Annotated in this window: 11 protein-coding genes; 6 read left to right on the forward strand and 5 right to left on the reverse strand. The window is 57.1% G+C overall.

The genetic code is table 11. The features are described 5' to 3' along the window. Nucleotides 1-112: 112 nt before the first annotated feature. The 3 genes from FKG94_RS12040 to pepQ all read left to right on the forward strand — a co-directional run bounded on the left by FKG94_RS12040 (nt 113) and on the right by pepQ (nt 3201). Nucleotides 113-661 carry a GbsR/MarR family transcriptional regulator gene (locus tag FKG94_RS12040; protein WP_218943512.1) on the forward strand — a complete coding sequence of 183 codons (549 nt, stop codon included), beginning with the start codon at nt 113-115 and terminating at the stop codon, nt 659-661. A gap of 85 nt (nt 662-746) precedes the next feature. After that, the gene (locus tag FKG94_RS12045; protein ID WP_142904575.1) at nt 747-1634 is read left to right on the forward strand and encodes a DUF4166 domain-containing protein; all 888 of its coding nucleotides are present in this window, start codon (nt 747-749) and stop codon (nt 1632-1634) included. A 232-nt stretch (nt 1635-1866) separates the two neighbouring features. Beyond that, on the forward strand, nt 1867-3201 hold the full coding sequence (gene pepQ, locus FKG94_RS12050) for a Xaa-Pro dipeptidase (protein WP_142904577.1): 1335 nt from the start codon (nt 1867-1869) through the stop codon (nt 3199-3201). Between the two features lie 22 nt (nt 3202-3223). Here the strand turns inward: pepQ and FKG94_RS12055 are convergent, their stop codons facing one another. Further along, entirely contained in the window at nt 3224-4270 is a 1047-nt protein-coding gene (locus FKG94_RS12055; RefSeq protein WP_142904579.1) for an AraC family transcriptional regulator, read from the reverse strand. Continuing rightward, entirely contained in the window at nt 4267-5229 is a 963-nt protein-coding gene (locus tag FKG94_RS12060; RefSeq protein WP_142904581.1) for a GGDEF domain-containing protein, read from the reverse strand. Before FKG94_RS12060 ends, FKG94_RS12055 begins: the two co-directional genes overlap by 4 nt. A 215-nt stretch (nt 5230-5444) precedes the next feature. Here FKG94_RS12060 and FKG94_RS12065 point away from each other — a divergent pair, with 215 nt between their 5' ends. Continuing rightward, a complete protein-coding gene (locus FKG94_RS12065) occupies nt 5445-6659 on the forward strand; it encodes a phytase (protein ID WP_142904583.1) in 1215 nt (404 codons plus the stop codon). Nucleotides 6660-7152: 493 nt separating this feature from the next. Here FKG94_RS12065 and FKG94_RS12070 read toward each other — a convergent pair whose 3' ends face one another. Both FKG94_RS12070 and FKG94_RS12075 read right to left on the reverse strand, forming a co-directional pair. After that, a complete protein-coding gene (locus FKG94_RS12070) occupies nt 7153-7950 on the reverse strand; it encodes a helix-turn-helix transcriptional regulator (RefSeq protein WP_142904585.1) in 798 nt (265 codons plus the stop codon). A gap of 7 nt (nt 7951-7957) precedes the next feature. Beyond that, nucleotides 7958-8386, reverse strand: a complete 429-nt coding sequence (locus FKG94_RS12075) for a VOC family protein (protein ID WP_142904587.1) — start codon at nt 8384-8386, stop codon at nt 7958-7960. Nucleotides 8387-8551: 165 nt separating this feature from the next. Here FKG94_RS12075 and FKG94_RS12080 point away from each other — a divergent pair, with 165 nt between their 5' ends. Continuing rightward, entirely contained in the window at nt 8552-10093 is a 1542-nt protein-coding gene (locus tag FKG94_RS12080; protein WP_142904588.1) for an MFS transporter, read from the forward strand. A gap of 113 nt (nt 10094-10206) precedes the next feature. Further along, nucleotides 10207-10833: a phytase gene (locus FKG94_RS12085; RefSeq protein WP_142904589.1), complete on the forward strand. Its 627-nt coding sequence runs from the start codon at nt 10207-10209 to the stop codon at nt 10831-10833. Between the two features lie 273 nt (nt 10834-11106). Here FKG94_RS12085 and FKG94_RS12090 read toward each other — a convergent pair whose 3' ends face one another. Then, nucleotides 11107-11547 (reverse strand): universal stress protein, encoded by a 441-nt coding sequence (locus FKG94_RS12090; RefSeq protein ID WP_142904590.1) that lies wholly within the window; start codon nt 11545-11547, stop codon nt 11107-11109. Nucleotides 11548-11897: the final 350 nt, after the last annotated feature.

Consider the following 11897-nt stretch of genomic DNA (forward strand, 5'->3'; position numbering starts at 1 on the left):
CAGAAATAGCTGATACAACTGAAACAATTGCAGCAGTTGAGACCAGCAACTGAGAGAACCGCAACCGCCAAAAGATTGCAACAATAACTGAGAACAAGGTACAGCCACACTTATGCCAATGCCCGTCACACCGCTGATGCAAAAGTACATTCTCCACTGGGGCGAAATGGGCACCCGTTGGGGCGTCAATCGCACCGTAGCACAGATTCACGCCCTGCTTTACCTGGCGCCACAGGCGCTGCCCGCTGAGGATATTGCCGAGATGCTGTCGGTGGCGCGCTCCAACGTCAGCACCAGTATTCGCGAGTTGCAAAGTTGGGGATTGATCAAGGTAGAACATGTGCTGGGCGACCGCCGCGATTACTTTTCCGTTAATGGCGGCAACTGGGAGATGTTGACGACTATTTTGGAGGAGAGGAAAAAGCGCGAGATCGAGCCGACCCTGACAATGCTGCGCCAGTGTGCTTTGGAAATGGAAGAAGACCGTGAAACACCTGCCGAGGTAAAGGAAAAAATGTCGGCGATGCTCACTTTCGTCGCCACACTCAGTGACTGGTTTGACCAAGTGAAAGCGCTGCCGAAGTCGACGCTGGTTGCCTTGATGAAAATGGGGGCCAAGGTGGCCAAGTTCATTCCCGGTAAGAAGACCAAAAGTCGGTAAAAAAATTTCCCTGAATGTTTCTGTCTTGACAGAAATTACTGAAATAAAATCAAGCCGATATCGCGAACAAAATAAAGGAGACACAATGCCCCCCAAAACCCCGCGACTGATCAATAACCGCCAAGATGTCAATTCGCAGTGCCTCGATGCCGGGACCACTGGCACGCGGGCGACCTTTTCACAGGACTTTGACTGGGGAACCAACGACTCGCACATTACCGCTTCACGGGGTGTGGATTTGCAGGGCCCCGGACCGCAAGCCCGCACTGACAGCTCCGCCGATCCACCGGCAACGGCTGCCCAGGGCCTCGATTTCAAGGCCGACGATCCACCGCTTGACGATCCGCAAACCGGTGACCTGCAGACCAACTACGAGGCGCTGCTGGGACGGCGAGCCTGGCAGCGTCTGCACGGAGATATCCGCCGTCGTTTTGGCTGCGGTTATGTCCACCGCGCGACTTGCTACCGGGGTGTTATGCAGGATGTCAGCCTGTCTTTTACCGGCCGCTTGCTGGCGCAGTTGTGCCGTCTTATCGGTACACCCTTGTCATTGCATCAGGGCCGCGACGTGCCGGTTACCGTCAAGGTGTATCCGGATCGGCGGGTCGGTGGTCTGTGCTGGGATCGGTTTTATTATTTTCCCGGTGCTCGCGTCAACCGCGTCAGGTCCACCAAATGTATCTGCCGGCAGTCCGGTTTAGTGGAAGTGGTCGGCGGCGGTTTCGGCATGTGCCTTAAGGTGACAGAACGACAGGGCGCAATCTGTTTTGAGAGCAGCCGCTTTTTTTGGCAGATGGGCCGTTGCCGGTTTTATATTCCATCCTTATTCACCCCCGGTAAAACGACCGTCGTGCAGACGGCGCTGGCGGGCGGCAGGTTTCGTTTTGAGCTGGAGGTCGTGCATACGGTGCTGGGGCTTATGTTCCGCCAGAGCGGTATCTTTACGGAAGTGGAAACGGCGGCCGATCAATAACCGCCTTTGGTCTGGCCGAGCGGCCCGATCTTGCGCTTGTCTCTGCAGTTGAGTAGCGTGTTCAGGTGGGCGGCAGGGCCGTGAATCAACACGCAGAGTTGAAGTAAAGTGAATGTTACCGCAAGCGGATCTTTGATAGAGTGGCCCCCGGATCGAGACCGTGTCGGCTAGGACACCAAAACCCGTTTTGGGTGAAAACCTTTATTTGCCGAAGCACTGACAGGTAAACCAAATGACTGATTTATACGCAAAGCATATTGACAATAAAATGGCGGTTTACCGGGAGGTGTTCGACATTACCCCCTGGCGCAAAGTGATTATCCACGCCGGCAGCGAACATGTTCAGTTTCGCGATGATGTGCATTATCCCTTCAAAGCCAATCCCTATTTCAAGGAGTGGCTGCCGCTCGCCGACTACCCCGACGCCTACCTGGTCATCGAGGCGGACCAGTCGCTACCCCGCTTACTAGTGAAGCAGGTGGAAGACTTTTGGCACTCGCCGGCCCAACCCCCGGCCGCGGCGATTGTCGAGGCGTTTGATATTGCCCACTACAGCAGCGGTGCGCAGTTGCAGGCCGGCCTCGGCATCGATGCCGCCACCGTTGTGATTGCCGAGGGTGGTGACGATATTGCCAGGCAACTGCAGCGGCCCGAGCAGCATAACAACACCGAGGTTTTGCATATTGTCGATTACCACAGAGCCTGTAAAAGCGACTATGAAATTGACTGTATGAGCGAAGCCAATCGTATAGCGGTGCGCGGTCACCGCGCCGCGGCGGCGGCCTTTCACGAAGGCGGTTCCGAATATGCCATCCACCAGGCCTACCTGGCGGCCACTGAACACACCGAAAATGAATTGCCCTACGGCAACATCTGCGCGCTGAACGAGCACGCGGCGGTCTTGCACCATATGCATCTCAATAAAACGCCGCCGGCTGAGCGGCGCTCCTTTCTCATCGATGCCGGCGCCACCTGTGCCGGTTACGCCGCGGATATCACCCGCAGCTATCAAACTGACGGCCCGTTGCAGGACCCAGACTTTGCCGCGCTGCTGGCCGGCATCGACGCCTATCAGCAACAATTGGTGCAGCGCTGCCGTGTCGGTATGGACTATCTGGATTTACACTTGTCGATGCACACGCTGCTGACCCGGTTGTTGTGTGAGATGGGGGTGTTCAAACTCGAGCCGGAAGCGGCGCTGGCGCGGGGGTTAAGCAGAGCTTTTTGCCCCCACGGCCTCGGGCACCTGATTGGCATACAGGTGCACGACCGGGGCGGGCACCAGTGTGACCGGCAGGGCCAACTGCGGCCGCCGCCCCAGGAACACAGCTTCTTGCGTTGTACCCGCACCCTGGCCGAGGGCATGGTGGTGACGGTGGAGCCGGGCGCTTACTTTATTCCGAGTCTGTTGCAGCCGCTGAGACAGTCCCAGCCCCAAGCCATCGACTGGTCCCTGGTGGACAAGTTGGCGCCGTTCGGCGGCGTGCGCATCGAAGACGATGTACTGGTCACTGCCGCCGCACCCCGCAATTTTACCCGCGAAGCGTTTGCCGCGCTGGTGGATTGACCTTTTGAACCGGCCATCGGGTTCAATCGTGTGCCTGTCTCAACTCGCTGGGTAACAGACCGGTCCAGCGCTTAAATGCGCGGCGGAAATTATTCACATCGGTAAACTGCAGATAGGATGCCAGTTGATTGTTCTTCCAGCCCTCGTGCCTGAGGAGGAAGAGGGCGGCCTCCTTGCGCACCTGGTCCTGGAGGTGCTGGAAGCTGGTTTCCTCGCGCTTGAGGCGGCGCTTGAAGGTGGTCGGGCTCATACCAAAGCAGGCGGCGACCTGTTCAAGATAGAGCGGACTGTCGTGATGCCGGTCGGGTTGGCGGTGCAGTTGCGCGTACAACAGCCGCCGGGTCTGTACCAGCAGGCTGTGCCTGGTGCGGGTCTGTTGTATCAGTTGGCGGCAGCGCGAGGCATTAACGTCGAACTGCTCGCGATCGCGCAGACTAAAAGGACGGTAGAGCGCCGCCGGCGCGATCAGGATACCCGACTGCCAGCGGCCAAACGCGATCTGTTGACCGAAGTACTCCTGGTACTGATGTATGGCTTTCGGCTGCGGCCAGGCGAACTCCACCGTGAGCGGATAGTCCCGGCCCCACTGTCGTTTTAGCACTCGGGTCAGCCAACTCAGCAAGGCTGCGGTCAGAAAAGCCCCGCTGTTCCCCTTGGCATCGGCGCCGCACAACAACAACAGGGTATTATTGCCGCGCCGCGCGTGAATATAGGTCAGGGGCTGTAATAGCGGGTGGTAGCGCACCAGTTGCTGCAGCAACTGGGCCAGGTGCTGGCAACTGTTCAACAGCCTGTCCAGGGCCGGGTCACAGTCGGACAGGGCCCGGTGGCCGAGTTGAAAACACAGCTCTTCATCGCCGCACAGGCGTTCAGCATTGGCAACCAGTTGCCGCCACTGGTTAGGGCTGATATGCACGCCGGGCAGATGCAGGTCCTCGCTGAACAGGCGCGTGCCGCGCAGTAACTTGTTGATATCGCAACCGCGCTGTTGTGCGAGCTTGATCAGCGTCAGCGGCGGGCCCTGCAGCGCAATGACCTTCTCATCGCCGTGAAAGCCCGCGCGCTTCATGGCATCGCCTCGCGCAAGCAGTGGTGTCGTTTGTGGCTGTGTAGCGCGTCATTGGCGCGCTCGATCAGGCTGTCGGCGCTGTCTGTGGGGGTAGCGGTAAGGGTGATCACCGTGGCGCTCAGCGACGCCCGGTTGTGCCAATAATGATTCTTCAGCGTGTCGTGCAGTTGCCGGGCTATCAGCTGTGCACTGTCGCTCGGCGTTTTGGGCATTAACACGATAAAGCGGTCACCCGCGTAGCGGCACGCCAGGTCGGTGGCCCTGATGGTCAGCAGGATCAATTCGGCGGTATGCAGCAGGGCCTGGTCGCCCTGTTCAGTGCCGTAACGCCGGTTGTAATCGTCAAAGTCATCGAGATCGATCAGCGCCAGGGACAGTGGTTGACCCTGGTGCTTGTGCAGAATCAGCTCCCGGCGCAACTGGTGTGTCATGTACACGGCGCCGTTCAGTTGGGTGAGGTGATCGATCAGCGCATGTTCCCGGTAGAACCGCTCGCGGCTGCGCAGTTGCCGGTTGACGCCTTGTTGCTCGCGGTACCAGAGCCACAAACCGTAGCTGATCAGTACCAGCCCCGCCGTCAGCGGCAGGGACTCCAGCCAACTGAACCAGCGTGAATCGGCCGGTGCGCGCACAAACTCGTCCATCACATCCAGCAGGCTGGACAACCAGAAACAACCGGTGCCCGCATAGAGAATATTGGTGACGCGACCGCCCGGCCGCGCAATCAGCAGGATACCGATCCACAGGGTGATTATCACCGAGACGCCGACTTCGCCGACGACATCGATAACGTCGATGTCTGCGCGCGACTTGGCCGAGCCGAGCCAAACATAGATGCCGCAGAGCAACAGCGCCAGCGCGATCAAAACGCCCAGCTTGAGCCCGTGCAGGGCGGCGATATTATGCAGCCTATGCAAGCTTTTAGAGGGACTGTCAAAGGGGTCGATAGTAGCGGGCATGCTGGACAGTTTATCACCGGATTATGGCGGTTGTATCTACGCCGTGATTTTATAGCGGTCCGAATTGACCCCGTCTCAACAGACTTGCGAATCTTGCCCGAAGCCGCGCCATTTCGCATTGATGTCATTTATGCTGCCTGCCCTGTACACCGTTTTACCCAAACACCGGTTGCTGAAGCGACCGGTAGTCGCACTAATAAAATAAAGGAGAGGACATGAAACCTTATTTCAAGCCTTGTCTGCTGGCGTTGGCCGGCGCGCCGCCGGGGGCGGCATCGATGCGATTGCTGGCGCAGGTGTTGCTGGCCGCGGTCAGTCTCGTGCTTGTCGCCTGCCAGCCGGCACAGAAAAGTCCGCACCAGTCGCCGCCGCAGATGCGCGTGCTTGCCGGCAGCCAGGGGCCGGGGGCGTCGCAGTCGGCGGTGCCGGTCTCGCCGCCAGTGATACCCGAGGTAGCGGCGAGCCTGGAAACGCCGGCGGCGGCGCAGGCCGGTGACGTGATGGACGATCCGGCGATCTGGTATAACCGCCGGAACCCGGCCCAGAGCCGCATTCTCGGCACCAATAAGCAGGTGGGGCTGCACGTGTACAACCTGGCGGGCGGGCAGTTGCAGTTCCTCGCCGACGGCCGTGTCAATAATGTGGACCTGCGCTACGGCTTTTCGCTGCGCGGTCGCACGGTGGATATTGCCGCAGCAACCCGCCGCGATGACAACAGCCTGGTGGTATACGCCATCGATGAGGGCGGTCGGGTGAGCAAGGTGGCGCAGTTGCCGACCACCCTCGATGCCATTTACGGTGTGTGCATGGCGAAGTTGGACAATCGGTTTTATGTTTATGCCAATGATAAAGACGGGCGCATCGTGCAATACCTGCTGTACGAGAACGACGCGCGAGAAGTGGCCGCTCGCGTGGTGCGCCGCCTGGCGGTAGCCTCCCAGCCGGAGGGTTGTGTGGTGGACGACCTGACCGGCCGTTTGTTTATCGGTGAGGAGAATCGCGGGGTTTGGGTGACGGCGGCCGCTGCCGTTGCCGCCGGCCAGTTTGAACTGGTCGCCGCCGTTGGCGAGTATCTGCGGGCCGATGTGGAGGGGCTGGCCATCGCCCGCATGAAAGCCCAGGGCCAAGAGACTGACTGGCTGGTGGTATCGAGCCAGGGTAACGACAGTTTTAGTGTTTATAAAGCTGAGCCACCATTTGATTATCTGGGGCGCTTTCGCATTGGCCCTAATCTGCAAGCCGGTGTCGACGGCGTATCCGATACCGACGGCCTGGATGTCTCATCGCTGAATTTTGGCGACGCTTTTCCCGGCGGGATACTGGTGGCCCAGGACGGCCACAACCGGATGCCGGATGAACCCCAGAATTTCAAGTTGGTGGATTGGCGGGATATCGTGGCTGTTATTCAGCGGCAGGTAGCGGTTGATTAGGGGGGAGCTACCCGGCATGTCTTGGCCTTTGGAATCGCGAGGGACACAGTGATTTCAACTCGTATAGGATGGTTGGGTGGCTTAGGTTGGGAGACTCGAGTCAGGAACGTGCCATCCGACACGGGCCGCGCCGGTACAGGGTGTTTTTCAGCCTTCCGGAACGAAGACCTCTGCCGCCGAGCACTGCTTGCTACTACACCCCACTGCTGGCACGAGTTTTAAGTATGGGGCTGAAAAACACCCTGCACCACCCCGTCCCTGGTTGGGCAGATGGCTGCGCGTTAACACCTCGATAGTGCTGGTGCACTATTCGGGGGACTATTCGGGGGACTATTCGGGGGACTATTCGGGACGGAGGGATTATTTTTCGATCAACTCAAATCTGATTGACTATTCGGGACGGAGGGATTATTTTTCGATCAACTCAAATCTGATCACTCTTTAATCCCTCCGTCCCGAATGGCCCGTCCCGAATGGCCTTTGTTACAGCGCCTTATGTCGTTTCTTCAAAATAAACCACCATCTTCAGATGGTAGTGCTCGTCCACCGTCAGCGTTTCATGGGTAAAGTCACGGCGCTCTGAATTCTCGCTCATCAGTGTGCCGATACCTCTTCTATAGCTTTCCATGTCGGGCTGTTCAATCCATTGGCGGAAATCAGGCGATAGCTTTTTTAAATCCTCGATCAGGTTCAGCATGGCCGGATCTTCCGGTGCGCCAGCCAAATCGCTGCGGAACTGCGCCAGCAGGCGGGGGGCGTCTTTCCGCCATTCCGGAAGGCGGCGGCGCAGGTCGGGATCGGAGAAAACCAATCGTATGATGTTGCGCTCCGCCAACTCCCGCGTGGAAAAATGAAACAGGCCATCGGCTGTCGCGTTCCAGGCGATCACATCCCAGCGCAAATTGATGACATAGGCCGGGCGTGCGGTCAGGTCGTCAAGCAATTGCTGGATATGTGGGGTGACGTTTTGCCATTGCCGCGCTTCGGCAGGTGGCGGACGCTGATGAGCGAGAAGAAAAAAGTGACTGCATTCAGCATCATTCAACTTCAGGGCTTTTGAGATTTTCAAAAGAAAACTCTCCGAAACCTGAATATCGCGCCCCTGCTCAAACCATGTGTACCAGGTGAGACCCACACCTGCGAGCTGAGCGACCTCTTCCCGCCGTAGTCCCGGCGTGCGCCGCCCGCCCGTGGTTGGCAGACCGACATCGGCGGGGGTAAGCTTTTTTCTGTGGCGCATTACAAAATCAGAGAGTGCACTTCTTTTGCGTTTCAGACTGCGTGCAGACATGGCGTTGTTACCACCGGAAAGAACCGTCTTCGCCGTGCGAAGCAAACGGGTTATGCGCGACTTCCCAGAGGTAACCGTCGAGATCGGAAAAATAACCCGAATAGCCGCCCCAGAAAACCTTTTGCCCGGGCTTGATAATCGTGCCGCCGGCAGCTTCGACCTGTTGCAGCGTTTGATCAACTTCCCCAGGCGTCTGTACGGTATAGGCGAGGGTAAAAGATGGGTGCATGCCTTTGGTCATGGTGACCGTGGTATCCTCCGCCAGTTTATCAAGCGGGAATAATGCCAGAGAAAACCCGATCAGGTTATAGGCAACAATGCTTTCTATTTCCTCGGTATTGTCATTGGCTGGCTTCCAGCCCAGGGAATCATAAAAATCTCTGGCCCTCCCCAAATCCGCAACACCCAAAGTGATCACACTTAATCGCTGTTCCATTTTCCTTTGATCTTTCCGGTGGTTTTGAAGATCAAACTATTTGTATATCAGACTATTGGTTTTAGTAATAGCATAATTACTTATATTGTAACATGAATAAATTGGCATCATAGTCTGTTTTCCACAAAAAATCCGGTCACGAAGCCGGAGGGAGAGGACAATACAATGGCCAACATCAATCACACCGCTGATCAATCCATTCCCACCAGAGCGGGAACACGCGAGTGGCTGGGGCTGGTGTTGCTGGCACTGCCGACATTGTTGCTTGGATTAGACCTGACTTTTCTGCCGCTCATCTTACCGTCACTGGCTGAGCATTTGCAGCCGACCAGTACGCAGGCTTTATGGATTATGGACATCTCCGGCTTTATGCTTGGCGGCTTTTTAATCACGATGGGCACACTTGGTGACCGGATTGGACGGCGCAGGCTTTTGATGATCGGCATGATTGCCTTTGCGAGCGCCTCAACCGTTGCAGCCTTTTCAACCAGTGCCGTGATGTTGATTGCGGCACGCGCCCTCGTTGGTATTGCGGCGGCAACGCTGATGCCCTCCACACTCTCATTGATCAGCGAACTCTTTCGTAACCCGCAGGAACGGGCAATGGCATTCGGTTTATGGGCAACAGTTTTTGGTGTGGGTTACGCACTTGGGCCGGTTGGCGGCGGCTATCTGATGGAGCAATTCTGGTGGGGTGCAGCTTTTTTAGTCGCGATTCCACTGACTTTGGTGCTACTGGTTTTTGCACGCACGCTTCTGCCGGAGCATTGGACGTCCAAGCGGGATAAAATAGACCTGTTGAGCGTTGCCTTCTCTTTGATCGCAATGCTGTCAGCAACACATGGCATCAAACAGCTTGCAAAGTTCGGGATCAGCTTTGAAGGCGCAATCGCACTCACCATCGGCCTGATCGTCGCAGCCGTTTTTATCAGGCGGCAATACCGGCTTGCCGATCCGTTGCTTGATATCAAACTCTTTTCTAATCATGAGTTTACAGCAGCATTGATTGTGCTACTGGTCGGACTGATTGCGGTTGGCGGCACAATGATGCTTACCGCACAATATTTACAACTGGTCTGCGGCTATGCCCCTTTTGCCGCAGGGCTGTGGATGGGGGTGGCAGCACTTGGCATGATCGCAGGTGGCATTGGTGCGCCTGTGGCCGCACGGTATATACGCCCCGGTTTTGTCGTCGCCGGGTCACTTGTGTTGTCGGCTCTGGGATATGCGATGCTTGCTATCGCCGGACAAGTTGATTTTACAATTGCATTGATTGTCAGTGGGCTGGCGCTTGCTTATCTCGGCAATGGTGCTATCGCTGCGCTTGGTACTGATCTTGTCGTTGGCTCTGCTCCGTCTGAAAAAGCCGGATCAGCCTCGGCCATGTCGGAGGCCGTTCAGGATATCGGCGTTTCGATGGGAATTGCCTTGCTTGGCAGTGTCGCCACCGCGATTTACCGCAGCACAATGCTGGGCAAAATGCCTGATACCCTTAGCGCAGATACGCGCGATGCCACGAGTGACAGCCTATGGGCGGCGACAGCGATTGCTTCCGAATTGCCTGCCGATCTTATGAAAGACGCGCAATCTGCTTTCATCCTCGGTTTTAATAGCGCTGCTATTTTTAGCGCGGTCAGCGTTATGATCCTTGCTATCCTCGCGGCACTTGCACTGCGGCATGTAAGGACGCCTGGAGCTTATGGATGATGGAATCTGCGTTTAGGCCGCCCCGCTCGTGCATGCTGTCTTATCATCGTTAACTCCGTCCCAAATGGCAAATCCCTCCGTCCCGAATGGCACGCCGGATGGCATGGTGTTAGATAAACTGTCCCCAGAACCCCCGGTTTTATGTTTATGCCAATGATAAAGACGGGCGCATCGTGCAATACCTGCTGTACGAGAACGACGCGCGAGAAGTGGCCGCTCGCGTGGTGCGCCGCCTGGCGGTAGCCTCCCAGCCGGAGGGTTGTGTGGTGGACGACCTGACCGGCCGTTTGTTTATCGGTGAGGAGAATCGCGGGGTTTGGGTGACGGCGGCCGCTGCCGTTGCCGCCGGCCAGTTTGAACTGGTCGCCGCCGTTGGCGAGTATCTGCGGGCCGATGTGGAGGGGCTGGACATCGCCCGCATGAAAGCTCATGGCCAAGAGACTGACTGGCTGGTGGTATCGAGCCAGGGTAACGACAGTTTTAGTGTTTATAAAGCCGAGCCGCCGTTTGATTATCTGGGGCGCTTTCGCATTGGTAGTAATCTGCAAGCCGGTGTCGACGGCGTATCCGATACCGACGGCCTGGAAGTCTCATCGCTGAATTTTGGCGACGCTTTTCCCGGCGGGATACTGGTGGCCCAGGACGGCCACAACCGGATGCCGGATGAACCACAGAATTTCAAGTTGGTGGATTGGCGGGATATTGTGGAGGTTATTCAGCGGCAGATGGCGGTTGACTAGGGAAGTGCCACCCGGCATGGGCCGCACCGGTACAGGGTATTTTTAAGCCTTCCGGTAGCGGCACCCCTGCCAACGGGACCTGCTTGCTACTACACCCCCCTTCCGGCACACGATTCTGGTGTGGGGCTGAAAAACACCCTGCACCGACACGTCCCTGGTTGGGCAGATTACTGCGCGTTGGGAGGTAGCTTGATTTTTTCTGAGCGAGGCGTTGTCTCAGCGCGGCGGCGGCCTGTGCGGTTCGACGTTTGCCGCCTTTGGCTGGATACGACTTCAGCCGCGCTCGTGAGTGGGAACCACCAGCACCGGACACTTGGATGCTTTGAGCACACCCGCACTGATACTGCCGACCAGCAACTGGTGCATCCTGCCCCGGCCGTGAGAGCCGACGACGATCATATCGGCATCGAGCCGTGTCGCTTCCTTCAGGATAGTGTCCGCTGTTTCACCCTGTATCAACAGTGCTGTTGCCTCCAGGCCCCGATCCCGCAAACGGTCTGCCAGTGCCTGAATTTGTGTGTGCTCTTTGCGGAGTGCTTTGGAGACCGAGTCGCGGACTGATTGCGGACCTACATCGAGCCCGACGAACTCCGGCTCCGGTGCCGCGACATGCAGGAGCCAGACTTGCGCCGACAGTGCCGTGGCGATTGCGGCGGCTTTGTCCACGATCTTTTCGGTGGATTCAGAGAGATCGACGCTCACCAAAAGTCTCATTGGTTTTCTCCATAGCCTGCACCGGCGGCACAGTGATTAAATTTCTGGGCACATGGCGGGCAGGTCATTCAACCATCGCGATGCGTAGCGTTGAACTGATGCTCCTTCTTCGAAACGCAATCCCGCCCTCCCCAATCAGCCATCATAGTGAGTTCTTCCGGTAGTTTTTGCAACATCCTGTAAACTCTGGGGTTTATACCTACAAAGGCATACAGGCACTAACTGTGCAGAGTTCAAAACGCGAATGGCTTTATGGTAAATGTCCACAATGTAAACACGACGCAATTTGGTGGCAAAGGAGCGCCGCTTGGCGCGGTTTCACTTAAGCCATTGTATGATACCCCTTCCAA

This window comes from Exilibacterium tricleocarpae (assembly GCF_007004655.1).
GTDB classification, from domain to species: Bacteria; Pseudomonadota; Gammaproteobacteria; order Pseudomonadales; family Cellvibrionaceae; genus Exilibacterium; species Exilibacterium tricleocarpae.

Coding starts and splice junctions, on each gene's coding strand:
- FKG94_RS12040 (WP_218943512.1), top strand. CDS start 113: ATGCCAATGCCCGTCACACCGCTGATGCAAAAGTACATTCTCCACTGG.
- FKG94_RS12045 (WP_142904575.1), top strand. CDS start 747: ATGCCCCCCAAAACCCCGCGACTGATCAATAACCGCCAAGATGTCAAT.
- pepQ (WP_142904577.1), top strand. CDS start 1,867: ATGACTGATTTATACGCAAAGCATATTGACAATAAAATGGCGGTTTAC.
- FKG94_RS12055 (WP_142904579.1), bottom strand. CDS start 4,270: ATGAAGCGCGCGGGCTTTCACGGCGATGAGAAGGTCATTGCGCTGCAG.
- FKG94_RS12060 (WP_142904581.1), bottom strand. CDS start 5,229: ATGCCCGCTACTATCGACCCCTTTGACAGTCCCTCTAAAAGCTTGCAT.
- FKG94_RS12065 (WP_142904583.1), top strand. CDS start 5,445: ATGAAACCTTATTTCAAGCCTTGTCTGCTGGCGTTGGCCGGCGCGCCG.
- FKG94_RS12070 (WP_142904585.1), bottom strand. CDS start 7,950: ATGTCTGCACGCAGTCTGAAACGCAAAAGAAGTGCACTCTCTGATTTT.
- FKG94_RS12075 (WP_142904587.1), bottom strand. CDS start 8,386: ATGGAACAGCGATTAAGTGTGATCACTTTGGGTGTTGCGGATTTGGGG.
- FKG94_RS12080 (WP_142904588.1), top strand. CDS start 8,552: ATGGCCAACATCAATCACACCGCTGATCAATCCATTCCCACCAGAGCG.
- FKG94_RS12090 (WP_142904590.1), bottom strand. CDS start 11,547: ATGAGACTTTTGGTGAGCGTCGATCTCTCTGAATCCACCGAAAAGATC.